Origin of the sequence: Sphingomonas sp. LC-1 (genome assembly GCF_025371035.1) — a bacterium.
GTDB lineage: Bacteria > Pseudomonadota > Alphaproteobacteria > Sphingomonadales > Sphingomonadaceae > Sphingomonas > Sphingomonas sanguinis_E.
This window is the reverse complement of record NZ_JANZXB010000015.1, coordinates 26,998-51,188: the sequence shown is the minus strand read 5'-3', so window position 1 is coordinate 51,188 and position 24,191 is coordinate 26,998. Positions and strand designations below refer to the sequence as shown.

25 protein-coding genes and 1 tRNA gene are annotated in these 24,191 nt (G+C 66.8%); 8 read left to right on the top strand and 18 right to left on the bottom strand.

Annotation, left to right across the window (positions count from 1 at the left end):
• The first annotated feature begins 136 nt into the window (after positions 1 to 136).
• Both NZL82_RS17545 and NZL82_RS17540 read left to right on the top strand, forming a co-directional pair.
• The gene (locus tag NZL82_RS17545; RefSeq protein ID WP_261271038.1) at positions 137 to 751 is read left to right on the top strand and encodes a DUF1826 domain-containing protein; all 615 of its coding nucleotides are present in this window, start codon (positions 137 to 139) and stop codon (positions 749 to 751) included.
• Entirely contained in the window at positions 748 to 1,929 is a 1,182-nt protein-coding gene (locus NZL82_RS17540) for a DUF1624 domain-containing protein (RefSeq protein WP_261271037.1), read from the top strand. Before NZL82_RS17545 ends, NZL82_RS17540 begins: the two co-directional genes overlap by 4 nt.
• On the opposite strand, the gene NZL82_RS17535 is transcribed toward NZL82_RS17540, so the two are convergent.
• The 7 genes from NZL82_RS17535 to cpdR form a co-directional block, all read right to left on the bottom strand.
• Positions 1,926 to 3,293 carry a copper resistance protein B gene (locus NZL82_RS17535; protein ID WP_261271036.1) on the bottom strand — a complete coding sequence of 456 codons (1,368 nt, stop codon included), beginning with the start codon at positions 3,291 to 3,293 and terminating at the stop codon, positions 1,926 to 1,928. The two genes, NZL82_RS17540 and NZL82_RS17535, sit on opposite strands and share 4 nt — an antisense overlap.
• Positions 3,290 to 5,098 (bottom strand): copper resistance system multicopper oxidase, encoded by a 1,809-nt coding sequence (locus tag NZL82_RS17530; protein WP_261271035.1) that lies wholly within the window; start codon positions 5,096 to 5,098, stop codon positions 3,290 to 3,292. Before NZL82_RS17530 ends, NZL82_RS17535 begins: the two co-directional genes overlap by 4 nt.
• A gap of 48 nt (positions 5,099 to 5,146) precedes the next feature.
• Positions 5,147 to 5,707, bottom strand: a complete 561-nt coding sequence (locus NZL82_RS17525; protein WP_261271034.1) for an RNA polymerase sigma factor — start codon at positions 5,705 to 5,707, stop codon at positions 5,147 to 5,149.
• A 10-nt stretch (positions 5,708 to 5,717) separates the two neighbouring features.
• A complete protein-coding gene (locus tag NZL82_RS17520; protein WP_261271033.1) occupies positions 5,718 to 6,149 on the bottom strand; it encodes a periplasmic heavy metal sensor in 432 nt (143 codons plus the stop codon).
• Positions 6,149 to 6,433 (bottom strand): hypothetical protein, encoded by a 285-nt coding sequence (locus NZL82_RS17515; RefSeq protein ID WP_261271032.1) that lies wholly within the window; start codon positions 6,431 to 6,433, stop codon positions 6,149 to 6,151. Before NZL82_RS17515 ends, NZL82_RS17520 begins: the two co-directional genes overlap by 1 nt.
• 194 nt (positions 6,434 to 6,627) lie before the next feature.
• Positions 6,628 to 6,702, bottom strand: a tRNA-Val gene (locus NZL82_RS17510).
• A gap of 44 nt (positions 6,703 to 6,746) precedes the next feature.
• On the bottom strand, positions 6,747 to 7,124 hold the full coding sequence (gene cpdR / locus NZL82_RS17505; protein WP_261271031.1) for a cell cycle two-component system response regulator CpdR: 378 nt from the start codon (positions 7,122 to 7,124) through the stop codon (positions 6,747 to 6,749).
• A gap of 100 nt (positions 7,125 to 7,224) precedes the next feature.
• On the opposite strand from cpdR, the gene NZL82_RS17500 reads away from it, so the two are divergent.
• Together NZL82_RS17500 and NZL82_RS17495 are read left to right on the top strand one after the other, a co-directional pair.
• On the top strand, positions 7,225 to 8,079 hold the full coding sequence (locus NZL82_RS17500) for an N-formylglutamate amidohydrolase (protein ID WP_261271030.1): 855 nt from the start codon (positions 7,225 to 7,227) through the stop codon (positions 8,077 to 8,079).
• Positions 8,080 to 8,427: 348 nt separating this feature from the next.
• Positions 8,428 to 8,682 carry a hypothetical protein gene (locus NZL82_RS17495; protein ID WP_261271029.1) on the top strand — a complete coding sequence of 85 codons (255 nt, stop codon included), beginning with the start codon at positions 8,428 to 8,430 and terminating at the stop codon, positions 8,680 to 8,682.
• 16 nt (positions 8,683 to 8,698) lie between these two features.
• On the opposite strand, the gene NZL82_RS17490 is transcribed toward NZL82_RS17495, so the two are convergent.
• The 4 genes from NZL82_RS17490 to NZL82_RS17475 all read right to left on the bottom strand — a co-directional run bounded on the left by NZL82_RS17490 (position 8,699) and on the right by NZL82_RS17475 (position 12,346).
• Positions 8,699 to 9,325, bottom strand: coding sequence for a hypothetical protein (locus tag NZL82_RS17490; RefSeq protein WP_261271028.1), 627 nt, complete (start codon positions 9,323 to 9,325; stop codon positions 8,699 to 8,701).
• Between the two features lie 203 nt (positions 9,326 to 9,528).
• Positions 9,529 to 10,068 carry a cytochrome b gene (locus NZL82_RS17485; RefSeq protein ID WP_261271027.1) on the bottom strand — a complete coding sequence of 180 codons (540 nt, stop codon included), beginning with the start codon at positions 10,066 to 10,068 and terminating at the stop codon, positions 9,529 to 9,531.
• A 4-nt stretch (positions 10,069 to 10,072) separates the two neighbouring features.
• A complete protein-coding gene (locus tag NZL82_RS17480; RefSeq protein WP_261271026.1) occupies positions 10,073 to 10,846 on the bottom strand; it encodes a SapC family protein in 774 nt (257 codons plus the stop codon).
• 75 nt (positions 10,847 to 10,921) lie between these two features.
• A complete protein-coding gene (locus tag NZL82_RS17475) occupies positions 10,922 to 12,346 on the bottom strand; it encodes an FAD-binding oxidoreductase (RefSeq protein ID WP_261271025.1) in 1,425 nt (474 codons plus the stop codon).
• A 67-nt stretch (positions 12,347 to 12,413) separates the two neighbouring features.
• Between NZL82_RS17475 and NZL82_RS17470 the strand changes: the two genes are divergently transcribed.
• The 3 genes from NZL82_RS17470 (at position 12,414) to NZL82_RS17460 (ending at position 14,626) form a co-directional block, all read left to right on the top strand.
• Positions 12,414 to 12,860, top strand: a complete 447-nt coding sequence (locus NZL82_RS17470) for a hypothetical protein (protein WP_261271024.1) — start codon at positions 12,414 to 12,416, stop codon at positions 12,858 to 12,860.
• A gap of 121 nt (positions 12,861 to 12,981) precedes the next feature.
• Complete coding sequence (locus NZL82_RS17465; protein ID WP_261271023.1) at positions 12,982 to 14,397, top strand: DEAD/DEAH box helicase; 1,416 nt, start codon at positions 12,982 to 12,984, stop codon at positions 14,395 to 14,397.
• Positions 14,398 to 14,404: 7 nt separating this feature from the next.
• Positions 14,405 to 14,626: a DUF1289 domain-containing protein gene (locus NZL82_RS17460; RefSeq protein WP_261271022.1), complete on the top strand. Its 222-nt coding sequence runs from the start codon at positions 14,405 to 14,407 to the stop codon at positions 14,624 to 14,626.
• 97 nt (positions 14,627 to 14,723) lie between these two features.
• Here the strand turns inward: NZL82_RS17460 and NZL82_RS17455 are convergent, their stop codons facing one another.
• Complete coding sequence (locus NZL82_RS17455) at positions 14,724 to 15,491, bottom strand: enoyl-CoA hydratase/isomerase family protein (RefSeq protein ID WP_261271021.1); 768 nt, start codon at positions 15,489 to 15,491, stop codon at positions 14,724 to 14,726.
• Positions 15,492 to 16,004: 513 nt separating this feature from the next.
• Between NZL82_RS17455 and NZL82_RS17445 the strand changes: the two genes are divergently transcribed.
• Positions 16,005 to 16,784, top strand: a complete 780-nt coding sequence (locus tag NZL82_RS17445; protein ID WP_261271020.1) for an SDR family oxidoreductase — start codon at positions 16,005 to 16,007, stop codon at positions 16,782 to 16,784.
• Between the two features lie 69 nt (positions 16,785 to 16,853).
• Here the strand turns inward: NZL82_RS17445 and rarD are convergent, their stop codons facing one another.
• The 6 genes from rarD to NZL82_RS17415 all read right to left on the bottom strand — a co-directional run bounded on the left by rarD (position 16,854) and on the right by NZL82_RS17415 (position 24,099).
• Positions 16,854 to 17,747 (bottom strand): EamA family transporter RarD, encoded by an 894-nt coding sequence (rarD, locus tag NZL82_RS17440; RefSeq protein ID WP_261271019.1) that lies wholly within the window; start codon positions 17,745 to 17,747, stop codon positions 16,854 to 16,856.
• A 45-nt stretch (positions 17,748 to 17,792) separates the two neighbouring features.
• Positions 17,793 to 18,023, bottom strand: coding sequence for a hypothetical protein (locus NZL82_RS17435; RefSeq protein WP_261271018.1), 231 nt, complete (start codon positions 18,021 to 18,023; stop codon positions 17,793 to 17,795).
• A gap of 139 nt (positions 18,024 to 18,162) precedes the next feature.
• Positions 18,163 to 19,476 (bottom strand): dihydrolipoamide acetyltransferase family protein, encoded by a 1,314-nt coding sequence (locus NZL82_RS17430; protein WP_261271017.1) that lies wholly within the window; start codon positions 19,474 to 19,476, stop codon positions 18,163 to 18,165.
• A 1-nt stretch (position 19,477) separates the two neighbouring features.
• The gene (locus NZL82_RS17425; RefSeq protein ID WP_261271050.1) at positions 19,478 to 20,485 is read right to left on the bottom strand and encodes an alpha-ketoacid dehydrogenase subunit beta; all 1,008 of its coding nucleotides are present in this window, start codon (positions 20,483 to 20,485) and stop codon (positions 19,478 to 19,480) included.
• A gap of 178 nt (positions 20,486 to 20,663) precedes the next feature.
• Positions 20,664 to 21,959, bottom strand: a complete 1,296-nt coding sequence (locus NZL82_RS17420; RefSeq protein WP_261271016.1) for a 3-methyl-2-oxobutanoate dehydrogenase (2-methylpropanoyl-transferring) subunit alpha — start codon at positions 21,957 to 21,959, stop codon at positions 20,664 to 20,666.
• Between the two features lie 160 nt (positions 21,960 to 22,119).
• Entirely contained in the window at positions 22,120 to 24,099 is a 1,980-nt protein-coding gene (locus tag NZL82_RS17415) for a sialate O-acetylesterase (RefSeq protein ID WP_261271015.1), read from the bottom strand.
• Positions 24,100 to 24,191: the final 92 nt, after the last annotated feature.

The window sequence follows — 24,191 nt, the reverse complement described above, 5'->3', positions numbered from 1 at the left end:
GGCAGACGGACGGATGGGGCGGTGCCGAAAGGTGCCGCCCTTTTCCTTATGGACGTGCCCTTCCCTGACGGTCTTTCGCTCTCTGACGCCATCTGGTAATGTTACACCGTAACACTGATGACTGATGATGGCAGGCGTGATCCAGACCATAGAATTCGAAGCTCCCCGCACGGCCCCCATTTCGCCCGATCATGTGCGTATCGGCGGTGACGCCTCGATCCTCGGCAGGATCGACGATCCGGCCGTGACCCTCGCCATCTGGCAACGCGCCTCCCCGCTGACCCGCCCGACGCTGGAAGACTTTCCGGCCCTGCGTTTCGCCTGTGACATGCGATCGGTCGCGCACCGGATCGCGGAGGCGCTCGCGCCGCTGCCGCCGCGCGATTGGCATCACCTGCTCGCCGCCGACGCGCAGCATCTGGCCCTGCTTTATGCCGCGCTCACCGGGCAGGACCGGGTGGATGTCCGTGTCGAGCGGGTAACGGGCAATGGCTGCTGGAAATTCCATGCCGACTATGTCGCGCTTCGCCTGATCACCACCTATTGCGGACAGGCGACCCAGTGGCTGCCCCAGGGCGCGACGGCCGGCGCCGAGCCCCGTGCGCTGTCGGCCGGAGACGTCGGGCTGTTCAAGGGGTGCGAGCGCGCCGGCGACCAGGCGATCATCCATCGCTCGCCGCCGATCGCGGGGTCGGGCGAGGATCGGCTGCTGCTGGTCATCGATGCCGAATGGCCGGAGCGGGAGGGGTGACCAGCCTGACCATTCCCCATGACGCGGCCCGGACGGTCGCGCGCCCCGCCGCCGCGACCGCTCGGCTGACCGGCATCGATGCTGTGCGCGGGCTGGTCATGGTCATCATGCTGCTCGACCATGTGCGTGACACCTTCTGCACCCATTGGCAGGTCGGTGACCCGATGGACGCGCGGATCGTTGCCCCTGCCCTCTTTTTCAGCCGGACGCTGGCGTCGCTCTGCGCTCCGACCTTCATCGCGCTGACCGGCCTATCGGCGTGGCTCTACGGCCAGACGCACAGCCGCGCGGAGACGAGCCGCTTCCTGCTGACGCGCGGCCTGTTCCTGATGCTGCTGGAGGTGACCCTGGTCAGCTTCGCCTGGTCGGGGCGGTTGCCGCCGCAGACCCTGTGGTTGCAGGTCATCTGGGCGATCGGCGTGTGCATGATCGCGCTGGCGGGGCTGATCCATCTGCCGCGCATCGCGATCGCCATGATCGGGGGCGTGATCGTCGCGGGGCATAACCTGCTCGACCCCATCGTCTTGACCCCCGGCAGCCCCTGGTTCGAACCCTGGGCGATGATCCACCAGCGCTCCGCATTCGCCTTCATGGGGATTACGATCAAGACGAGCTATCCGGTCCTTCCCTGGATCGGCGTCATCGCGCTCGGTTATGCGATCGGCCCCTGGTTCCAACGCACTGCCGAAGAGCGGCGGCGCTGGTTGGCTTCGCTGGGCTTCGCCTTGATCCTTGCCTTCGTTCTGCTTCGGACGATCAACGGCTATGGCGATGTCCCCTGGGCGCCGGTGCCGGGGGATACGCTGCGCAGCGTCATGAGCTTTATGGCGCTGACCAAATATCCGCCATCGCTTCTGTTCCTGCTACCCACGCTGGGCGTCGCCGCGCTGCTGCTCGCATCGTTCGAGGGGCGTAAGGGCCCGGTGACGCAGACGCTGGCGATAATGGGCGGGGCGCCGATGTTCTTCTATCTGCTCCATCTCTACGTCCTGCGCATCCTGTATACCGGCGCGATCGCGATTTGGGGGCCCAATCACGGGGAGGTGTTCGGCCTTCCATCGGTCGGGGCGATGTGGCTGATGTACCTGCTGCTGATCGTACCGCTTTACGTCCCGACCAAATGGTTCGCCGAGTTGAAGCGCCGCCGCCGCGACCTGCACTGGCTCCGCTATCTCTAGAACCAGCTACGGACACCGAGCACCAGCGCTGCACCGCCCCCGCCGCCCGCGCCGTAGCGCCGCTCCCAGTTGACGCCGACATAGGGCGCGAATTCGCGTGCGACCTCGTAGCGGAGGCGCAGGCCCAGTTCGAGGCTGGAGACGCCCGCCGTGATCCGCTGCTCGGGGACGTCCTGTGCGGCCAGATTCACCTCGGCGCGAGGCTGCAGGATGGCGCGCTGGGTGATGCGCTGATCGATCCATGCCTCAGCCCGGCCATGGAGTTCGCCCTTGTCGGACAGGAACAGCGTGGCTTCGACGTCGAACCAATAAGGGGCAAGCCCTTCGACGCCCAGCACCGCATAGGTCCGCCGCGCACCGACGCCCACATCCTGCCGGACGCCCGCCTGTACGTTCCAATAGGGGTCGATCGCGCGGGAATAGAGCCCCTGCACCTCCGCGGCGCCGATCCGTCCGCCCAGCGTGCCCTCCCCCTCTGTCTTGACGACCAGCCGGTCGACATCGCCGCCGAACCAGCCCTCGCCATCCCAGCGATAGCCGTCGCGGCCGTCGCGCCATTGCACCTCGGCCAGATTGAAGAGAATTTGCGAAAAGCGCATGCCGCCATGCTCCATCCGCATCTGCCGATCGGCGGCCGCCATCGTGGCGGGATCGTAGAAGCGATCGGCCGCCCGGTCCCCGGGCGGTGCTGGCGGCGGCGCATGGCCAATGGCCTGCTGCGCGTCGGTCATGCCGGGCATGGCGCCGTGATCCATGACAATCTCAATGCCCATGGCGGCGCCCGGCTGGCAATGTCCCATCGCCGCATGCTCGGGAGGGCAGGCAGGCGCGGCGGCGGGCGCCATGCCCGGCATCGCGCCATGGTCTTGGCCCGACATTCCCCCCGCAGCGTCCGCCCCCGGCTGGCAATGCCCCATCGCCGCATGCTCGGGAGGACAGGCAGGCGCGGCGGCGGGCGCCATGCCCGGCATCGCGCCATGGTCTTGGCCCGACATTCCCCCCGCGGCGTCCACCCCCGGTCGGCAATGCCCCATCGCCGCATGCTCCGCCGAGCAAGCGGGTGCTGGCGATGGCATGGTCATGGGTGGCATCGCGCCGTGAGCCATGTCGTCATGCTCCCCGGTCGGGGTGGCCGCAGTCGGGCGGCAATGCCCCATCGCTGCGTGCTCCGCCGAACATGATTCGGTCCGGGCGGGCCGAACCCCACCGGGCTTGCCTCGCTTGGCCGGCGTCGGCGAACCACCGCGCCAGGGCTTGGGAGTGGCCACAGGCTTTGGCTTTGCCATGGGCATCGTCATGCCGGGCATGGCCATGCCCTGATGCTGCATCGTCGGATCGGCGAGCATCAGCATCAGCGCGATCATGCCGCCGCCTCCCCGTCGGCGTCCGGTCGCACGGTGACGACCTGCATCATTCCCGCATGCATGTGATACAGCAGATGGCAGTGAAAGGCCCAGTCGCCCTCGGCATCCGCCGTCAGGTCGAAGCTGGCCGTGCCGCCGGGCGCGACATTGACGGTATGCTTGCGCGGAGCATGATCGCCATGTCCCGTCACCAGCTCGAAGAAATGGCCATGAAGATGGATGGGGTGCGCCATCATCGTATCATTGACCAACGTCACGCGGACCCGCTCGCCCAGCCGGAACGGGATGGGGGCGGTCACCGCGTTCAGCTTCACCCCGTCGAACGCCCACATATAGCGTTCCATATTGCCGGTTAGGTGGATGGTCAGCGCGCGGGACGGCACCCGTCGATCGGGATTGGGGGCAAGGCTCACGAGATCGCGATAGGTCAGCACGCGGTGCCCGACATCGGCCAGCCCTTGCGGCGGCTCGCCCGTCCGGTCGACCGGCATCGGCGACACCGTCTGGACGACGGGCGTGCGCGGCAGGCCGGGCGCATTGGCGAAGTCGCGCATGTCGTGCTTCATCGCGCCGTGGTCCATCGTAGGCGCGGCGCCGGGCTGGCAATGCCCCATGGCGGCATGCTCGGGAGCGCAGCCGCCGCCCCCTCCGCCATGGTCCATCGTGGCCATATCCCCCATCCCCATATCCTTCATCGTCGCCAGCGGACGCGGGCGGAGCGCGGGCACGGCGGCGACCATGCCGGGGCGCGGGGCCAGAGTTCCGCGCACCATGCCCGAACGGTCCCACGCCTCCGCCACCAGCGTATAGGCGCGGTCCTCGGTCGGCGTGACGATCAGGTCATAGGTTTCGGCGACCGCGATCTGGAGTTCGTCGACCGCGACGGGCCGGACATTCTGCCCATCGGCCTGCACCACCTGAAGCGACAGGCCCGGTATCCGCAGGTTGAAGTTGGTCATGGCCGAGGCATTGACCACCCGCAGCCGCACCCGCTCGCCCGCCGCGAACAGGCCGGTCCAATTGTCCGCCGGACCATGGCCGTTGATCAGGTAGCGATAGGTCGAACCCGTCACATCCGACACGTCGCTGGGATCCATCCGCATCGCGCCCCAGCGCAACCGCTCCGCCAGCGGCTGGTCCCGCCCCGCCAGCAGGCCCGACGCCGTCTGCTTCTGATAGTTGAAATAGCCGCCCTGCAGCTTCAACCGCCGAAAGATCGCATGGGGGTGGAGCGGGCTGTGATCCGACAGGACGATGACATGCTCCCGATCGGACAGGATCGGATCGGGACCGGCGGGATCGATGACAATGGGGCCGTAATGCCCCTCCTGCTCCTGCAAGCCCGAATGGCTGTGATACCAATAGGTCCCCGCCTGCACGACCGGAAATTCATAGGTGAAGCGCCCGCCTGCCGGAATACCGGGAAAGCTGATTCCCGGCACTCCGTCCATCTGGAACGGCAGGAGCAGCCCGTGCCAGTGGATCGACGTCTCTTCATCCAGCGTGTTGACGACCGTGATCCGCGCCTTTTGCCCCTCACGCAGACGGATCAACGGCGCGGGCGTCGCTCCGTTGATCCCGATCGCATGATAGGGTTTGCCGTCGATCCGCATCATCTGCCGCGCGACGGTCAGGGTCACGTCCGGACCGGTCAGCATCTCACGCGGGTTCGTCATGGCGGCCGGTCCATGCGCCAGCCCGCCGCCATGGCTCTGTGCCCAGGCGGGCAGTGCCGCCAGGGCACTCAGCCCCATGCCGCCAGCCAGAATCTCACGGCGGCGGATCGAAATCGCGGTGTCGGTCATGCCCCTTATACGCGCGGGCTGGGCCGCCCCCTCACCCATGGCGGAAATTCAGGGAATGGCATCGCGCAACGCCGCGCGCGCACGGCGAATGCGAAGCTCGATCGCCTTGACGCTCAGGCCCAGCGCTTCGGCCGCCTCCATCTGGCTTAGCCCCTCGATCGCGCAGAGGATCAGCGGCACCCGCAACGCCTCGGGCAGGTCGTCCAGCGCCGCCAGCGTCCGCGCCAGCGAATCGCGCTCGATCGCCGCCGCTTCGGCTCCGATCCGGTCATCGGCAACCGCCGCGGCCGCCTCGACCGGCAAGACACGCGACAGCATCGCGCGCACCCGCCGCCGCCGGGCCCAGTCCCGGCATTTGTTGAGCGCGATCCGGCTGAGCCAGGCGCGGAGCGAGCGCGTCTCGTCGAAGCGTGCCAGCGCGTCATGCGCCGCGACGAAGCTCTCCTGCACCAGATCCAGCGCCTCGTCGGCGTCGCGGACATGCGCCAGGATCAGACGGTAGAGCGCCGCCTTCTGCCGCGTGACGATCGCCGCATAGGCGCCGGGGCGGCCGCTCCGTGCCAACGCCACCAGATCGCCATCGGCCAGTCCCGCCAGATCGCGGCTCACCCCGCCCGGCTCAATGGTCGCTATCGGTCAGCTTGGCCACGACCAGCCGATCGAAGGTCGCCGCCTGATCCGGGCGCAACTGCGCGCGCATGGCAAAGACATGCGCCAGCGTCGCCTTTTGCAGATCGCCCATGCTGTGATGGACCGCGTCGATCGCCTGGGTGACGCGCGGACCGTCGCGATGCTCGGCCTCAATCGCTGCCGCCAGCCGGGCATTGTCACCACGCAACCGCGCCTCCAGCGTCGCACGGGTGGCGGCGAACCGCGCCTCCAACCGGTCGAGCGCGACATTCTGTGCCGGATCGAGCGGGATCTCGTGATGAACCAGCGTGTGGAGATCGCTGGCCTGCGGCTCGGCGGGCATCAAAACCCGGCACCCGATCGCCACCCCCGCCAGCGCGGCGACAAAGGCGATGACCAACGTCAGGAGATTCTGTCGCATCACCGCCCCAGCAGCAATGTCGAGGGCGCCAGCCCCGCATCCAGCGCGACAAGTGCGACGGGCCGCTCCCGCGCCTCGATCCGCCCCGCCATCACCCCGCCCCCGGCCAGCCCCAGCAGCAACGCCGCGCTACCCGCGACGGCCATGCCCCGCAGGGAGGATGACCGGCCGGCCGGCACGTCCGCCCCGATGGCGGACGCCACCCGGTCCTCCAGCCCATACAGGGAATCCGGCGGCGCAAGGCTGGCCAACCGGGCAAGATCACGGTCGAAGGGATCGGTCATGATCCCATTATACGCAAAATCCCGCCAATCCCCTCATCCGCGTTTCGCGCAAGGGCGATCGCTCGTTGCCTTCGCACCGCTCCGGGGCTCAATGGATGCCATAAGACGGCAAGATACCGAAACCCGCCAATCGAAGCGGCCAGCTCGCCAACAACAAAAACCCCGCTAAGCCGTTGGCCTAGCGGGGTTTTCGATGGTGGGCGTGGCAAGGATTGAACTTGCGACCCCTGCGATGTCAACACAGTGCTCTACCACTGAGCTACACGCCCGCCGGAGGCCGGCCAATTAGCAGGTTGTTCAGGGCTGGCAACCCCTAAATTGCGCCATCGACCGAATCTGCGTGAAAAAGTCGGTCGACCTCCATCACCAGGTCGCGCAAGTGGAAGGGCTTGGAGAGGACGCGGGCGTTGGGCACGGCCTGACCGGCCTTCAGCGTGACGGCGGCAAAGCCAGTAATGAACATCACCCGCAGGTCGGGGACGATCGCGGCAGCGCGCTGGGCCAGTTCGATGCCGTCCATTTCGGGCATCACGATGTCGGTCAGCAACAGATCGAAGCGCTCATTCTCCAGCAGCGGCAAGGCCGCCGTCCCGCGATCGACCGCCGAAACCCGATAACCCGACCGGGTCAGCGCGCGGGTTAGATATTCGCGCATGACGTCGTCGTCTTCGGCCAGCAGGATGTGAAACATGTCGTGATTCCGATTCATCTTGGCGTCGAGCTTAGCGAAAAGCTGGTTAATATTTCCAGACCATTGCGCCCTTTCCCGGCCCGACCTACTGTCGCGCACAATGGCCAGCCAAAACCCCGGCGCATCTTTTCAAAGCCTTTGTGGACCGGTGGAGGGCCCGGTCGTGATTTCGGTGCCGCATGGCGGGCGCGATTATCCCCCCGCGCTGATCGAGGCGCTGCGCGTGCCGGTGTCGGCCGTGATGGGGCTGGAGGATCGATTGATCGATCGGGTCGCCCTGGCGGCACGTCGGCACGAACCGACGCTGGTCCAGAGGCTGCCCCGCGCCTGGATCGACCTCAACCGGGACGAGCAGGAACGCGATCCGGTCATTGACCTGGGGGCGAGAACACAGGGGCGCGCTTCGGCGAAGTTGCGCAGCGGCCTGGGGCTCGTGCCGCGCCGGGTCGCCGGGCATGGCGACATCTGGACCCGCCGCTTTACCGATGCGGAAATGATCGAGCGGATCGCCGCCGATCATCGCCCCTATCACCAGGCGCTCTCGGATGCCCTGGCGGAGGCCAAGGCGCAGTTCGGCGTGGCGGTGCTGCTCGACCTTCACTCGATGCCACCGCTGGGGGCCGCCGACCTCATGCCACGGATCGTCATCGGCGATCGTCACGGGTTGACGGCGGACACGCGCTTTGTCCGGCGGATCGAGGCCGAGGCGCGCGCGGCGGGCGTCCCGGCGACGCGCAATGCGCCCTATGCCGGGGGCCATATCGTACAGCGCCATGGTGCCCCGCGTCGGGGAATCCATGCGATCCAGCTGGAACTCGATCGTTCGCTCTATCTGGACGAAGCGCTCGAGGCGCCGGGGGCGGGCTTCGACGCGACGGTTACGCTGGTGCGCAATATATTGTCCGCCGTCAATGCCGAGGCGCTGGGCCAGCCAGTCGCGCTGGCGGCGGAATAGCCCAGATAAAAAAACCACCTCGCGCAAAGGGGGAGGAGCGCGAGGTGGCCAAGGTTCAGGGAGGAGACACGCTGAAAGCGTGTCATACGACATCGCGAAAGGGGGGACACGACGTCGTACAGGATATAAATAAGAAGGGGCCTATTTGGTTCAACCCCGCATCGCACAATTCGTCATTTTTTCGTCACGGGTGATGGCGGAGCCGGCGCGCGGCTTCCCTACATGAGGCGAGCGCCGGCGAATTCGGTCCGGAAAATCCGGAAGCTGCCCGTCTGCCGACGTCCATTGCTTGCCGCTCCCGGACGGGATTCGCTTGCTGCCGAATGGCCGATTCCCCAGTGTCAACCAATGCCGAATGACAGCGCTTACCAGGGTAGCGGAACCGCGGGAGGAAAGCTCGGCTGCGCGGTGGCAGCCATCACCGGCCTCCCCCTTCTTGGTGCCGCATTTATCTATGCTTCGATGGGGCATTGCATCCCGGAAGCGGATTGCATCGATGGCTGGAAGATGATCGCAGCCGCCGCAGCCATATCCGGGATCATTGGCGTCGCCGCGAGAGGCACGATCAATGCCTTCCTTCGCTATCGACAACGCGACCGTTGACGCCCAGAGGCGGTCGTTAGAATGCAGGCGGTTCAAGCGCCACCAGCTTCAATCTCGCGCGCTCCTCTGCGACGTTTATGTTCACCGCGCTACTGAAGGCGTCCAGCCTCCCGATTAGAGGGAGAAGGTTCGCGGCTCGGCTCACAACCCGATCATCGGTAAGTCCGCGCAAGAAGCGACTGGACTCGTCAACTCGACCGAGCAGTCCAGCGGCAACCCCGGCCTCGTAGCCCCACCAACTCAGCCCCAAGCGTTCGGGAGAACTCTCGGCGCGCTCGATCACGAACTCGGCAATGGCTTGGAACGACGGAAAGCGCTCGTCCATCAGGCAGGCGTTGATCTGTGCGGCCTGCGCGATCTCCCGCGCCGCCCCCTCAAACTGCTCTTCGGTCTCAAACTCCACGTGTAATTGCGACGGAACCGCCTCGTTCAAACTCATGAAGCCAGCGCCTATCCACAGCCAGTGAGCGGCGTTCATCAGTGACACGCTCTTTGACCATCTACTCGGGGTGAACTCCACGACGTTCAGCCACGAACCACGGTCTGCGAACCAGAGGCGAGATCGCCCCTGCTGGCGAAAGCCCAGCGGGGCTAACTGCTTCTTGGCAGCCGCCGCCATGATCCTGCTGTGGGTGTCGCCCATGCAGATGATGGTAGGCGGATGAGCGCCGCCGTTTCAACACCGAACAGACTAAAGTTCCCGTTCCGCAAACTACCACGAATGGACGTTCCGCTTACGCCCAAATCCGGCCATTTGGGCTGCTCCTGAGCAACGGATCATGGAGCGATGGTTCCCGACCACCCGATCCGTCGGGGACGCCGCCTCGTAAAGCCGGGTAAAGCAGCTCAGCCTATGCGAAAACCCATACGCGCCAGAAGACCGTCGCGCAGCAGATAGTGATGGCGCAGCGCCGCCGCGACATGGATCGCCACCAGCGCCAGCATCACCCAGCCCAATATCTCATGCGCTTCGTGACCGAACCCGGCGGCGGCCTTGCCGATCGGCAGGGGCGGCACGTCGAACAGGCCGAACCAGCTGACGGGACGCGGTACGTCGCGGCCGGACCCCATCGCCCAGCCGGTCATCGGCATGGCGATCATCAGGAAATAGAGCGTGGCGTGGAGCGCATGGGCGCTGCCCCGCGCCCAGACGGGAATCTCTGCGGGCAAGGGCGGCGGGCGGTGTCCCAGCCGCCAGACGATCCGCGCGGCGGTCAACGCCAGCACGGTCAACCCGATCGCCTTGTGCAGTGGAATCGTCCCCTGCAACAGGCTCTCATGGAGAAGCCCGATGGCCAGATTGGCCACGACCAGCGCCGCGATCGTCCAGTGAAAGACGATCGCGACCTGGCTGTAGCGCGGACTGGCGGCGACCGGTCCGCGCATCGGATCAGCCGACCGGCTGAAGCTGCGGCTGCGGCATCTTGCCCAGCTGCGCCTGACGGGCGAAGATGTCGCGCATCAGCGACAGCGAGAAGAGATGCGCATAGAGCAGCGGGAGCATGCCCGACTGGCTCATCTTGCGCAGCTGGTCACCGCGCAGGTCGACCAGCTTTTCCTCGTTGATCATCTGGAAGCCGCGATAGACGAAGGGCTGATCCGCGCCATCCGGCTGGATCGAGACTTCACCGTCCATCAGCAGACCCATTTCGGTCAGCTCGGTCATGAAGTTCTGGGTGCGGGCGCCCGCCTGTTCGAACGATTCGTTGAACGACAGGATGTTCTTGGTCAGCTCGCTGGGCTGGTTGCCGTCGAACAGGGCATCGCCCTCGTCGAACGCACCGATGGTCGGCGAGGTCGGATCGAAGCACAGCGACAGCTCTTCCGCTTCGGGACGCAGCCTGGCCAGCATATAGGGATAGCGGCGGATATAGGCCGGGACGTAGAAGTTCGTCTCGGTCAGGCGACCTTCGTCGTCGACAAAGACGTTGACGCCTTCGTTCAGGCCCATCAGCGCCAGCGGGATCGGCTGCTCACCGACCGAGAAGACGATCGGCATGAAACGCTGCACCAGCGGGAATTCGTCGACGGTGACGGGAATCGCGTGCTGACCGACGAGGAAGGGCGCCGTCTCCTGCGGACGAACCTTGTAATTGGCGTGCGCCTCGCTCGAAAGCGGCTCCAGGCCATTGTAGAAAAGGGGAAGGGACGGCGCGCTGGCCATGATGATCTCCAAAAACTCAAGTCACGCGAGCCCCCCGGCCGCGCGTCCTGGCCCCGTGTCTATGGGGCCGGAGCCTTATGCGCAAGCAATCAGCTTGCCCGGATTGAACAGGCCGTGCGGATCGAGCGCCGTCTTGATCGCGCGGATCGCCGCAACCCGTTCGGGCGAAAGGCGGGCCAGTTCGTCGCGCTTCATCTGGCCGATGCCATGTTCGGCGGAGATCGTCCCCCCCGCCGCCATGACCAGATCATGGACGAAGCGGGTGATGGTCGCGGCCTGCTCGGCATAGAAGCGGTCGCGATCGGTGCCGGGGGCGGCGCGGACATGGAAATGGATATTGCCATCGCCGAGATGCCCGAAGCCCGAGGCATGGGTGCCGGCGAAGCGCGCATCGCATGCCGCCGCCGCCTCCACCATGAAACGCGGCATCGCCTCGACCGGCACGGCAATGTCGTGCTGCACCGCCGGGCCCAGCGCCCGCTCGGCATCGGACAACGAATGGCGGAGAAGCCAGAAAGCCTCGCTCTGCGCTTGCGATGCGGCGATCACCGCATCGGCGGCGATGCCGTCGGCCAGCGCCCTGCCCAATTGCGTCTCCAGCATCGTGGCCGGATCGACGTCGGGGTCGCCCGTCACGGCCTCGATCAGGACGTGCCAGGGATGGTCGGTTTCCAGCGGACGGCGCGCACCGGGCAGATGCGCGACGGCGGCGGCCAGGCTTTCGGCGGGCATGATCTCGAAGCTCTCGATCATGTCGCTCGCCGCCTGCAACCGGCGGAGCAGCGCCAGCCCGGCCGCGGGATCGGCTAGGCCGACCCAGGCGGTCGCGCTGGCCGCGATCCCCGGTGCCAGCCGCAGCGCCGCCGCCGTGACGATTCCCAGCGTCCCCTCCGCCCCGATCAGCAACTGCCCCAGATCGTAACCGCGATTGTCCTTCTTCAGCGCCGACAGGCCGTCATGGAGAGTCCCGTCGGGCAGCACCGCCTCGACCCCCAACGTCAGTCCGCGCATCGTGCCGAACCGCAGCACCTGCGTCCCGCCGGCATTGGTCGACACCAGCCCGCCCACAGTCGCATTGCCCTTCGCCCCCAGGGTCAACGGGAAGCGTGCCCCCTCCCCCTCGGCGGCGGCGTGCAGATCGGCCAGGATCACGCCGGCCTCGGCCACCACCATGCGGGCGTCGGCGTCGATGCGGCGAATTCGGTTCATCCGGCGGGTGGAGAGGATCACCGCCGATCCGTCGCCCGGCGGGGTCGCCCCGCCGACCATCGAGCTGTTCCCCCCTTGCGGGACCAATGGCACCCGATGCTCGGCTGCCGCGCGCAGTACCGCCTGAACCTGCCCGGTATCGGCGGGCGCGAGAATCGCAGGGGCGTGGCCCGAAAAGCGACGGCGCCAGTCGACTTCCCACGGCGCGATCAGCGCGGGGTCGGTGACGATCCCCTTTTCACCCAAAATAGGCGACAGGGCATGGATCAGGGCGGTCTGGGCGGGGTTCATGATGCATCCGCCTAGGCCAGGTTCATAAAGCGTTCAACGATGGGTCTTATGAAGGGCTCTTGCTGACATGTTGCGCCGCACACGAAACCTCGCCGCCATCGCGTCGATGACGCTGACGACGCCCGCTCTGCTGGGGGCGGCGGATGTGCCGGTGCGTGTGCAATATGCGCAGATGATCGTGCGCGAGCATGTCGTCATCCGCGTGCCCCGCACGCCGATCCGCCCCGCTGCCCCGATCCGCTGGAAGGAGCGCAAGGGCCCGCGCTGTATCCCCGCCCAGCAACTGGCCGGGGCCCTGCCCGGCGACGAGGGGACGATCGACATCGTCCTGACCGGTGGCAAGCGGGTGCGCGCCAAGCTGGCCCGTGCCTGTCGGCAGATCGATTATTATTCCAGCTTCTATATCCGCCCTGGGCTGGACGGACAGATTTGCGCCGACCGCGACCCCATTCGCACCCGAGCCGGACAGACCTGCGAGATTCAGCGCTTCCGCCTGCTGACGCCCATCCGCTGACCGGGCCGCAATGCTCCCGATTCGGGAGAAAACTTGACTTTTCCCGCCAAATCCGCAAGCGCCCGAAAGCTGCTGGGCGAGCGCGGGGCGATTCCCATCCCGCCATATCTCGGAAAACTGCATGAGCTTTGCCGATCTCGGCCTCTCCGACGAACTCCTGAAGACGGTGAACGACGCCGGCTATACCGAGCCGACGCCGATTCAGGCCTCCGCCATCCCGTCCGTCCTGATGATGCGCGACATCATCGGCATCGCCCAGACGGGCACGGGCAAGACCGCCTCCTTCGTGCTGCCGATGATCGACATATTGGCGCATGGACGCAGCCGCGCGCGCATGCCGCGCAGCCTGATCCTGGAGCCGACGCGCGAACTCGCCGCGCAGGTGGCCGAGAATTTCGAGAAATACGGCGCCAACCACAAGCTTTCCATGGCGCTCCTCATCGGCGGCGTGTCGATGGGCGACCAGATCAAGGCGCTGGAAAAGGGCGTCGACGTGCTGATCGCGACGCCGGGCCGGTTGATGGACCTGTTCCAGCGCGGCAATATCCTGCTGACCGGCTGTTCGATGCTGGTCATCGACGAGGCGGACCGGATGCTCGACATGGGGTTCATCCCCGACATCGAGGAAATCTGCACCAAGCTGCCCTCGCAGCGCCAGACCCTGCTCTTCTCCGCGACCATGCCGCCGCCGATCAAGAAGCTGGCCGACAAGTTCCTGGACAACCCCAAGACGATCGAGGTGGCCCGCCCCGCCTCGACCAATATCAACATCAAGCAATGGGTCGTACCCGTCGCGCCGCAGTCGTTCGAGAAGCGCAAGCGGCTGCGCCAGCTGCTCCAGCAGGACGAGGTCCGCACCGCGATCATCTTCTGCAACCGCAAGACGACCGTGCGCGAGTTGAACAAGTCGCTCAAGCAGCACGGCTTCCGCTCGGGCGAGATTCACGGCGACATGGAACAGCCGCAGCGTCTGGCCGAGCTGGAGCTGTTCAAGCGGGGTGAGGTGAATATCCTCGTCGCATCGGACGTTGCCGCGCGCGGGCTGGACGTCAAGGGCGTCAGCCATGTGTTCAACTTCGACGCGCCCTGGCATCCGGACGATTATGTCCATCGCATCGGCCGCACGGGTCGCGGCGGTGCGACGGGCGTCGCCTACACCTTCGTCGCGCCCGACGATGCCGAGAATCTCGACAATATCGAGAAGCTGACCGGACAGAAGATCGATCGCCTCGAACTCCCCGCCCCCGCCGAGGAAGAGCGCGCGCCGCGCCGGTCTCGCCGCGATCGCGGCGCACGTCAGGCCGAGGCGGAAGCGCCCGCTCCCCAGGCCGAGGACGCGCCTGTTCCCCAGGCCGAACAACCCCGCGCCCGGACGCCGCGTCCGCGCCGCGAGGAACCCCGGTTCGAGGAACCGCGCGCACCGCGTGCCGAAACCCCGCACCGCGACCGTCGTCGCTCGGGCGGCGATGAGGCGGCGGACGATAATGGCTGGAACGGCCCGATCCCGGACTTCCTGAAGGTTTCGTTCGGACTCTGACCGTCCCATGTCGCTCGACATCATCAGCTTCGTCGAACCGCAACCGGTGGACCTTGCCAGCCCGTGCGTCCTGGTCTGCACGATGGACAAGGCCACCGGCTGGTGCCTGGGCTGCGCGCGGACGATCCGTGAAATCTCTAACTGGAGCGCCAAGCCCGCCGAGGAACGCCGCGCGATCCTGGCCGCGCTGCCCGCGCGCCAGGCCGAACTGGCGGCGCGCAAAGGCTGAGGCCCAACCGCGACTCCGCTGCTGATCCGCGCTTGCCGACAATCCCCCACCGCCGTTCAGGCTGAACGACGGGTGGGGGCTTCGGTGAATTGCCGTATTACCGTCCCACGAACCGCCCCGGTCGCCGCTCGGCAACTGCGCGCACCCCTTCGGCGAAATCCTCGGTCCGCATCAGCTTCGCCTGTTCGGCCAGTTCGTGATCGGTCGCCGCCTCGACCAGCGCCCGCAGATCGCCGCGCAGCGTCCGGCGGGTGGCCGCCACCGCCAGCGGCGCGGCCGCTGCGATCTCCTGCGCCAGAGCCAGCGCCGTTTCGTCCAGCGCCTCGGCAGACACAAGCTGATCCACCAGACCCCAGCGCTCGGCTTCCTCGCCGCGAATGCGTCGGCCGGTCAACAGCATCATCGCGGCGCGTTGCCGCCCGATCACCCGCTCCAGCACCGCCGAAATCCCGAACCCCGGATGCAGCCCCAGCGCCACAAAGTTCGCCACAAACCGGGCCTCGGGCGTGGCGATGCGGAAGTCGGCGACCAGCGCGAGGCCCAGCCCCGCGCCGACCGCCGCCCCCTGCACCGCCGCGACGATCGGGGTCGCCACGCCGAACAACCGCGCCGCCGCCATGTAGAAGGGGCTGCGCTCGCCCTCCGGCAAAGGATCGGCGACCGGGTTGGCGTTGACCAGATCGGCCCCCGCACAAAAAACCCTACCCTCGGATCGAAGAAGAATTGCCCGAACCGCAGGATCGGCATCGGCGGCATCGAACGCATCCGCCAATTGCGAAATGGTTCCCAGTCCCAGATGATTATTTGGCGGATTCCGTAGCGTTATGATCGCGACAGGTCCGTCATGGCGAATTTCCACATTCATACAGTCCTCATAGCGCGATAGTCTGGCACGACGCCACCACCATACCCGTTGCTCGAAAGTCACACCCGCCGCGCTTCGTACCGGAACCTATCATCAGGTGCTTGAGTGGCCCGGCAGGTCGGGACTAGATGACCTCCATGTCATGATGATCGGCCGGCACAGGTCGACATCGGGCATCTGGAGCCTGCGGGCTCCGTGCCGGGAGAGGATGCCGGGCGGCCCGATGGCGGGCCGCCCCTTCCTGCCTCCCAACCGTCTCGCCCCGCACATCCTTCGCCAACGCGCCGCACGGGCCGTTGAAGCAAATGTGCATCGTCCCCGGTATCGGTAGGATCGACAAAGAGGATCCGGGCATCGATCAGGGACCCATGGTCGCGATGGCCGAGAATCACCGCATGGCCCGGTCTGGAGGACGATGCGGCGGAACCCGCACCTCCGGCGGGGATTGCAACGGGCAGGTTTTACCGGCGGCCGGCTGAACGATGAGCCGCCGCCCCTGTTGGGAGCGCGGCCATGACCGACACCATCCTGATCACCGGAGCCTCCGCCGGTCTGGGCGCGGACTTCGCACGGGCGCTGGCGAAGAAGCCTGTGACGTTGGTCCTGACCGCCCGACGGACCGAGCGGCTGACCGCGCTGGCCGACGAATTGGCGCAGCGGCCGGGGGTGGAGGTGCAAGTCATCTCCGCCGATCTGGGCCATGCCGAGGGGGTCGCGACGCTGCTCCACGCGGTGGCCGATCGCGGCCTGCATATCGACACGCTCATCAACAATGCGGGCTATGGCGCATTGGGCGACTTTGCCGATGGCGATCTGGCGACGCAGACCGGGATGATCGACCTGAACGTCCGGGCGCTGGTGACGCTGACCCATGCGCTGCTGCCGCCAATGCTGGCGCGCGGACGCGGCGCGGTGCTGAACGTGGCCTCGACCGCCGCCTTTCAGCCGGGGCCGTATATGGCGGTCTATTATGCCAGCAAGGCGTTCGTGCTGCATTTCTCCGAAGCACTACACGAAGAGGTGAAAGGGCGCGGCGTGACCGTCACCGCGCTGTGCCCGGGGCCGACCAGGACCGAATTCGCCGATGTCGCGGGGATGGGGGAGACGCCGCTCTTCACCCGCTTCGCATCGGACTCCCAACAGGTGGTGCGCGACGGCCTGGCGGCATTGGAGCGAGGGCAAGCGGTGATGGTATCCGGCCTGCTCAACCGCCTGACCGCCGCCAGCACGCGGGTGGCGCCGCGCGGCGTTCTTCGGCGGGCGGTCGCGAAATTGCAGAGCGGGCGGCGATAGGTTTTTGTTCGCGCAGAGGCGCGGAGCCGCTTGATCGTCGAGATGGGCAGCCTGTGGCTGGGTCCGAACCTATTCGGCCGGCGCCGGCGTTCGACTCCCTCGCACGCTATCGACAGCGTAGAGCACACACCCCGTCCAGATCAGCGCGAACGTGACGATATGGACGGGCCTGAGCGGCTCGCCGAACAGCAGCACGGCCTGCGCGAATTGCAGCGTCGGCGCGAGATATTGCAGCAGCCCCAGCGTTGCATAGCGCATCCGCCGCGCCGCCGCCGCGAACATCAGCAGGGGCACCGCCGTCACCGCTCCCGCCAGGATCAGCAGCAGGTCGAGATGCCGGTCCGTTCCGAAGGCGGCCGTACCGCTGGCGCTCGCATGGACCAGCACCGCCAATGCGGGCCCGGCGAGCAGCGCGGTTTCGACCGTCAGCCCGCCCAGTGCATCGATCGCGGCGATCTTGCGGACGAAACCGTAAAAGCCGAACGACAGCGCCAGCGCCAGAGAGATCCAGATCGCGCCGCCCCCGCTGACAGCCAGTATCGCGACGCCGAGCGCGGCGATCCCGACCGCGACCGCCTGTCCCCGCCGAATTCGCTCGCCGAGCAGCGCGACACCCAGCGCGACATTGATCAGCGGGTTGATGAAGTAACCGAGACTGGCCTCCAGCACATGATCATGCTGCACCGACCAGATATAGATCAGCCAGTTGACCGCGATCAGCGCGGCACTCGCGCACAGCAACAGCAGGGTCCGCCCCCGCGCCGCCGCCCGAATCGCGGGCCCTCGCCGGGCGATCAGCACGACCACGGCCAGCAGCAACAGCGACCACAATATCCGATGGGCCAGCACCTGAAGTGCGGGCACGCCCTTCAAGAGCTTGAGATACAGGGGCAAGATACCCCAGGAGACATAGGCCCCGATGCCGAGCAACAGGCCGGTGCGCGCGGTGCGGTCGGTCGTCATGCCGCACTCTGTCGACGCTCGGGACGCGGATGGCAAGCCGGGGCGTTACCCGGCGACCATGCCCCTCACCTCGACCGCACCGCCCCGATTGACGACCCGGCCCGACACCATGCCTGTGATCCGCACCGATGCGCCGCGCTCGACGATGACGTCGCCCGCGACCATGCCTTTGATCGTGGCATGGACGCCCGGCGCGACGACGACATCCCCGCCGACCATTCCACGTACCGTAGCGTCCGACGTCATTTCCAGCGATCCCGCCGTCATTCCGCGCATGGCATCCTCCTGCTCTGGGGAAAGACGCGCTCTCGGCGGATAGGTTCACGCGTGCGCTTCGACTTCGCTCAGCGCAAACGGAATGGTGACCCCCCACCCCGTTCAGCCTGGGCATAGCCGAAGGCCAAGGGAAACGTCCTCAATCCGCGAACAGCATCACCGGCGTTTCCAGCAACTGCTTCAACGCCTGGACATAGCTCGCCGCGTCATAGCCATCGACCACCCGGTGGTCGCAACTGATCGACAGGTTCATCAGCTTGGCCCGTGCGATCGTTTCGCCCCCGCGTCCGTCGGAGCGGAAGACCGGCCGCTCGACGATCCGGTTGGGGCCAATGATCGCCACCTCGGGCCGGTTGATGACCGGCGTCGTCGCGATCCCGCCGAGCGGCCCGAGCGAGGTCAGCGTGATGGTGCCGCCGCCCATGTCGGTGCTGGCAATGCTGCCCGCGCGGGCGGCGTCGGCCAGACGGCCGATCTCGGTCGCGAGCTGCCAGACATTGCGGTTCTCGGCATTGCGGATGACGGGGACCATCAGCCCGGCAGGGGTCTGGGTCGCCATGCCCATATGCACCGCGCCCGAGCGGTTCACCACGCCCGCCTCGTCATCATAGCGCGCGTTGAGCATCGGGAAGTCGGGCAGCGTCTTGCAGATCGCGACGATCAACAGGGGAAGCAGCGTCAGCTTGGGCCGATTGCCCCGGCCTGCGTTCAACTGCGCGCGCGTGTCCTCCAGTGCGGTGACGTCGATTTCCTCGACATAGGTGAAGTGCGGGATGGCCCGCTTGGAGGCGGCCATGTTCTCTGCGATGCGGCGGCGCATGCCGATGACGCGGACCTGCTCGTCGGCGCGGGGCGGGCGGGCGGGGGTATAGCCCTGCCCCGAACCGTAGCGCAGGAAGGCGTCGAGGTCCGAATGGCGGACGCGGTCGCCCTCGGCGGGTTTCACGCTCGACAGGTCCACCCCCAAATCCTGCGCCCGCGCGCGGACGGCGGGCGAGGCCAGCACCTTCTTCTCCTGCTCCCTCTCCCCTCCGGGGAGAGGGCCGGGGTGAGGGGCAACGGCAGGCGATTCGTCGGAGGTTTCAGCTTGCGGCATCCCCTCACCCCGACCCTCTCCCCGGAGGGGAGAAAGAGATTGCGCTTCTTCGACGCCGGGGTTCTCGGCTTCGAGCACCGCCTCTTCCGTCGCGGGCGAGGCAGCCTCCTCGACCGCATCGGTCTCGATCACCATCAGCGCCGATCCGATCGGCACTTGGTCGCCGACCTCACCCGCCAGCTCGACCACCGTGCCGGACACCGGCGATTCCATCTCGACCGTCGCCTTGTCGGTCATCATGTCGGCGACCGACTGATCCTCCTCCACCCGATCACCGAGCTTGACGTGCCAGGCGACGATCTCGGCCTCGGAGATGCCTTCGCCGATATCGGGCAGACGGAAGGTGAAACGAGCCATGTCAGGCGTCCTTCAACAGGGTCTTGAGCGCCTGGCCGATACGGACCGGGCCGGGGAAATAGGCCCATTCCAGGCTGTGGGGATAAGGCGTGTCGAAGCCGGTCACGCGCGCGATCGGCGCTTCGAGGTGGTAGAAGCAGCGTTCCTGCACCAGCGCCGACAATTCCGCGCCGAAGCCCGCCGTCCGCGTCGCCTCATGCACGATCATGCAGCGGCCGGTCTTCTTCACCGACTCCTCGATCGCCGCGATGTCGAGCGGGATCAGCGTGCGCAGGTCGAGGATCTCGGCATCGACGCCCATCTCCGCGACCACGGCGGCGCAAACATGGACCATCGTGCCATAGCAGAGGATCGTCACCGCCTCGCCCGCGCGCACCGTCGCCGCCTTGCCCAGCGGGATGCGGTAATAGCCGGTCGGGACTTCGCCTCCGGGATGCTTGGACCAGTTCTCGGCCGGGCGATCCCAATGGCCGTTGAACGGGCCGTTATAGATGCGCTTGGGCTCGAAGAAGAGGACGGGGTCATTGTCCTCGATCGCGGCGATCAGCAGGCCCTTGGCATCGTACGGCGTCGCCGGGATCACCGTCTTGATGCCCGAGACATGGGTGAAGATGCCCTCGGGCGACTGGCTGTGCGTCTGGCCGCCGAAAATGCCACCGCCGAACGGCGAGCGCACCGTGATCGGCGCGGTGAACTCGCCCGCCGAGCGATAGCGCAGCCGCGCCGCCTCGCTGACCAGCTGGTCGAGCGCGGGGTAGATGTAATCGGCGAACTGAATCTCCGGCACCGGACGCAGGCCATAGGCACCCATGCCGACCGCGACACCGATGATGCCGCATTCGGTGATCGGCGTGTCGAACACGCGGGTCTTGCCATATTTCTTCTGAAGGCCCGCCGTCGCGCGGAAGACGCCGCCGAAATAGCCGACGTCCTCGCCCATCACGACCACATCCGGATCGCGCGCCATGACCACGTCCATGGCGGAGTTGATCGCCTGGATCATGTTCATGCGGGTGGTTTCGCCCGCTTCGGGGGCAGTTTCGGTGATAAGATCGCTCATCGATTATCTTCCACCCCGGCGAAGGCCGGGATCCAGTTACAAGACGAGTGGAGGCGCGCGATGCCCTGCGGTCGCGGGGACGTGGCGTCTGTACCCCGGCCTTCGCCGGGGTGGTGCCGCAAGGGGGTCACTTGCGCGCCCATGGCCGCCCGCTTGCCTGTTCCTCGTCGAGCATCTGCTGGCGCTGCTCGCGCAAATGCCAGGGCATCTCCTCAAACACGCCGTCGAACAGGCTGTCGAGCGGCTGGTGCAGGCCGTGGCCGAGAATCCCGTTCGCCTCGGCCGCCTTTTGCGCGGCGCGCACTTCCTCGGCGACTTCGCGGTCCTGGGTCGCGTGGCGTTCCTCGTCCCACTCGCACAGCGCGATCAGATGGTCCTTCAGCCGCCGGATCGGATCGCCCAGCGGCCAGGCGGTCGGCTCGCCCGCCGAGCGATATTGCGTGGGATCGTCCGAGGTCGAATGGCCCTCGGTGCGATAGGTGAAATGCTCGATCAGCGTCGCGCCCTGATTGGTCCGCGCACGCTCGGCGGCCCATTGGGTGGCGGCATAGACCGCCAGCGCGTCATTGCCGTCGACCCTGAGGCCCGCAATGCCATAGCCGATCGCGCGCGCCGCAAAGGTCGTCGCCTCCGCGCCCGCGAAACCGGAGAAGCTGGAAATCGCCCATTGGTTGTTGACGACGTTCATCACGACCGGCGCGCGATAGACGGCGGCGAAGGTGCAGGCCGAGTGGAAGTCGCCCTCCGCCGTCGAGCCCTCGCCGCACCACACGGCGGCAATGCGGGTATCGCCCTTGGCGGCCGAGGCCATCGCCCAGCCCACGGCCTGCGGATATTGGGTGGTGAGGTTGCCCGAGATCGAGAAGAACCCGGCCTCTTTCGCCGAATACATGATGGGCAGCTGCTTGCCGCCCAGCCGGTCCGCGCTGTTGGAGTAGATCTGGTTCATCATGTCGACCAGCGGCCAGTCGCGCGCGATCAACAGCCCCTGCTGGCGATAGGAGGGGAAGCACATATCCTCATAGTCGAGCGCATGGGCGGCGGCGACGGCGACCGCTTCCTCGCCCAGCGCCTTCATGTAGAAGCTGGTCTTGCCCTGGCGCTGCGCGCGGAACATGCGCTCGTCGAACGCGCGGAGCAACACCATGTGACGCAGCATCCGGCGAAGGCGCTCTGGCGAGAGTTTGGGGTCCCAGGGGCCGACTGCGCGGTCCTCGTCATCTAGCACGCGGACCAGCGTGTAGGCCAGTTCGTGGAAGCTGTCGGCAGGCGCGGCGGTGTCCGGGCGGCGTTGCGCTCCGGCGGGGGGAACCTCGACACCGGCGAAGTCGACGGCATCACCCGGCCGGAATTTCGGCTCGGGCACATGCAGTTGCAACGGGGCCAGATTGGCGCGCGAAATGGCTTCCGGCGGCACGGCCATGCTCTCTCCTCAACGCTTCGCCCGATTCCACCGGGTCGTTGCTATCTTTCAACCCGATGGAATTTTATTTCAAGCGCCTTTTGGTGCGCTTCGTCCGATGGATCGCGTCGAGTGATGGCGTTTTCTTCGCGTCCTCCCTTGGAAGGAGAGGAAGAGCAGGTCAGTTCCCCGCGATCGCCGCCTCGAACGGAACCACCGGATGCGGTGCTTCGTCATAAAGATTGACCACCGGCGCATCGGCCCAGGCATAGCGCACCCGCACATCGCCCGGCTTGGCATCGGCCAGCCGCACCTCGGCTCCGTTCACCAGGGCATTGGCGTAGCGGCAGGCGGTGGCGTCGCACAGCTCGAACCCGATCGGCGCCGCCGCACTCCAGGCATGAAGCGCCCCCTGAACCCCGGTGAAGCGCAGCACCACCTCGCCTTGGCCTCGCGTCGCCGAGGCGATCATCGGGCCGGACGCATTGGCACGGTCGCCCGCCTCCAGATGCGCTTGCGCAAAGACCAACCGCTTGGCCAGTTCGTTCTTGTCAGCCGGGTGGATGTCGTTCCGCACGCCGATGTCCACCGTCGTGGCGAGCGCCGCCTGGGGATCGCGCAGCACCGCCAGCCGCTGCGCCTCGCGCAACGCCGCCCAGCTGCTATCCTCGATCCTGATCGGCGGCGCGCCGAAATTGGCGAGCTGGACGATGAGGAAGGGCAGGTTGGGATTGCCGAACTGCCGCCGCCATCCGGTCATCAGCGCGGCCAGCCGGTCGCCATAGCTGGCGAGACCGACATCCGATTCTCCCTGATACCAGGCGACGCCCTTCAACCCGATCGGCCCCAGCGGCGCGATCATGCCGTTGTACAGCGTCCCCAGCCCCGCATGGCTTTCCCAAGGGCTGCGCGGATAGCTCTGGTCGTTCGCCTTATAGATGGAATAGCGCCATCCCGACCCGAGCGGGATGGGCTGCCCCCCGGCGGGAGTGAATTGGATTTTGTCGCCCGGGCCGAACATACCGCCCGGACCATAGGTGTCACCCAGTCCGACGACGATTTCGTTATGCCCCTTCTTCAACGCCGCGCGCGGCACGGTGTAGCGCCGCCAGTCGCCCCAGCCGAAGGTCGCGCCGACCACCACGCCGTTGACCCATACCGTGTCGAGTTCGTCGATCCCCGCCAGCTCGATCACCCCGTCGCCGCTCGGAGCGGTGGGAAGCTCGAAGCCCTGCCGGAACCAGACCAGCCCGTTATAATCGGCGAGCGCGGGCACGCCCCATTCCTCCCAGGGGCTGAACTTGGGAACGGGAGCCCAGGTCAGGCGATCGGGTGCGTTCCACGGCTCCTGTCCGCGCCTGGTCCCGCTCGCCTTGCGCCACCATTCGCCCCAGCGATCCCCGAAGCTGCGCAGCCCCGCCGCATGATCGCGGGCATAGAGCGCCAGCAGATCGGCATCGGCGGCAAGGCCCGGCAGCTTGCGCGCATCGCTGCCCGCGACCCAGGGAAGAATCTTGGTGCCGCCCCAACTCGAATCGATCGCGCCCATCGGCACGTTGGACTTGGCGGCCATGTCCTTGACCATCAGATAGCAGGCGGCCGAAAAATTGGCGACGCTGGTCGGGCCCGCCGCCGCCCAGACGGGGCGTTTCTCCAACATCTCGTCGGCGGACAATCCGACATGATGCGCTATATCGAGCAGGCGGATGCGATCATTGGCCGACATGGCGACCAGCCCCTCACCATTCAGCGCCTGCTTGGTGGGATATTCCATGTTGGACTGGCCCGAACACAGCCAGACATCGCCGATCAGCAGATCGTCCATCGTGTCGACGGCACCGTCCTTGCCGGTCGCGGTCAGGGTCAGCGGGGTGGCCATTGCCGCCATGGCGGGCAGGGTCGCGCGCCAACGGCCCTGACGGTCGGCGGTGGCATCGGCGCTCTGGTCGCCCAGTGTCACCGTCACCCGTTCGCCCGCATCGCCCATGCCCTCGACGGTGATCGGAGCCCCGCGTTGCAGGACGGCGTGCGCGCTCATCGGGGTCAGGATGCGGGGCCGGGCCTCGGCCATGACGGGCCATGCCGCCGCCGCGCCCCATGCCAGCGTCAGAATCGCGTAACGCCCCGAGCCCGAACGCCATTGCCCCTTTCGCATCCTCATCCCTCTCCTATGTCCGTCAGGCCACCCGTTCGCGGCCATCGGCTGTTTCGCCGATCATAGGATCGCGGAAATGATAACGCTATCGCAAAGAC

What these genes read in the sequence shown, in the direction of transcription:
- NZL82_RS17535 (WP_261271036.1), bottom strand. Translation starts at nt 3,293, where the DNA reads ATGATCGCGCTGATGCTGATGCTCGCCGATCCGACGATGCAGCATCAG.
- NZL82_RS17530 (WP_261271035.1), bottom strand. Translation starts at nt 5,098, where the DNA reads ATGACCGACACCGCGATTTCGATCCGCCGCCGTGAGATTCTGGCTGGC.
- NZL82_RS17520 (WP_261271033.1), bottom strand. Translation starts at nt 6,149, where the DNA reads ATGCGACAGAATCTCCTGACGTTGGTCATCGCCTTTGTCGCCGCGCTG.
- NZL82_RS17515 (WP_261271032.1), bottom strand. Translation starts at nt 6,433, where the DNA reads ATGACCGATCCCTTCGACCGTGATCTTGCCCGGTTGGCCAGCCTTGCG.
- cpdR (WP_261271031.1), bottom strand. Translation starts at nt 7,124, where the DNA reads ATGTTTCACATCCTGCTGGCCGAAGACGACGACGTCATGCGCGAATAT.
- NZL82_RS17500 (WP_261271030.1), top strand. Translation starts at nt 7,225, where the DNA reads ATGGCCAGCCAAAACCCCGGCGCATCTTTTCAAAGCCTTTGTGGACCG.
- NZL82_RS17495 (WP_261271029.1), top strand. Translation starts at nt 8,428, where the DNA reads ATGCCGAATGACAGCGCTTACCAGGGTAGCGGAACCGCGGGAGGAAAG.
- NZL82_RS17490 (WP_261271028.1), bottom strand. Translation starts at nt 9,325, where the DNA reads ATGGGCGACACCCACAGCAGGATCATGGCGGCGGCTGCCAAGAAGCAG.
- NZL82_RS17485 (WP_261271027.1), bottom strand. Translation starts at nt 10,068, where the DNA reads ATGCGCGGACCGGTCGCCGCCAGTCCGCGCTACAGCCAGGTCGCGATC.
- NZL82_RS17480 (WP_261271026.1), bottom strand. Translation starts at nt 10,846, where the DNA reads ATGGCCAGCGCGCCGTCCCTTCCCCTTTTCTACAATGGCCTGGAGCCG.
- NZL82_RS17475 (WP_261271025.1), bottom strand. Translation starts at nt 12,346, where the DNA reads ATGAACCCCGCCCAGACCGCCCTGATCCATGCCCTGTCGCCTATTTTG.
- NZL82_RS17470 (WP_261271024.1), top strand. Translation starts at nt 12,414, where the DNA reads ATGTTGCGCCGCACACGAAACCTCGCCGCCATCGCGTCGATGACGCTG.
- NZL82_RS17465 (WP_261271023.1), top strand. Translation starts at nt 12,982, where the DNA reads ATGAGCTTTGCCGATCTCGGCCTCTCCGACGAACTCCTGAAGACGGTG.
- NZL82_RS17460 (WP_261271022.1), top strand. Translation starts at nt 14,405, where the DNA reads ATGTCGCTCGACATCATCAGCTTCGTCGAACCGCAACCGGTGGACCTT.
- NZL82_RS17455 (WP_261271021.1), bottom strand. Translation starts at nt 15,491, where the DNA reads ATGAATGTGGAAATTCGCCATGACGGACCTGTCGCGATCATAACGCTA.
- NZL82_RS17445 (WP_261271020.1), top strand. Translation starts at nt 16,005, where the DNA reads ATGACCGACACCATCCTGATCACCGGAGCCTCCGCCGGTCTGGGCGCG.
- rarD (WP_261271019.1), bottom strand. Translation starts at nt 17,747, where the DNA reads ATGACGACCGACCGCACCGCGCGCACCGGCCTGTTGCTCGGCATCGGG.
- NZL82_RS17435 (WP_261271018.1), bottom strand. Translation starts at nt 18,023, where the DNA reads ATGCGCGGAATGACGGCGGGATCGCTGGAAATGACGTCGGACGCTACG.
- NZL82_RS17430 (WP_261271017.1), bottom strand. Translation starts at nt 19,476, where the DNA reads ATGGCTCGTTTCACCTTCCGTCTGCCCGATATCGGCGAAGGCATCTCC.
- NZL82_RS17425 (WP_261271050.1), bottom strand. Translation starts at nt 20,485, where the DNA reads ATGAACATGATCCAGGCGATCAACTCCGCCATGGACGTGGTCATGGCG.
- NZL82_RS17420 (WP_261271016.1), bottom strand. Translation starts at nt 21,959, where the DNA reads ATGGCCGTGCCGCCGGAAGCCATTTCGCGCGCCAATCTGGCCCCGTTG.
- NZL82_RS17415 (WP_261271015.1), bottom strand. Translation starts at nt 24,099, where the DNA reads ATGAGGATGCGAAAGGGGCAATGGCGTTCGGGCTCGGGGCGTTACGCG.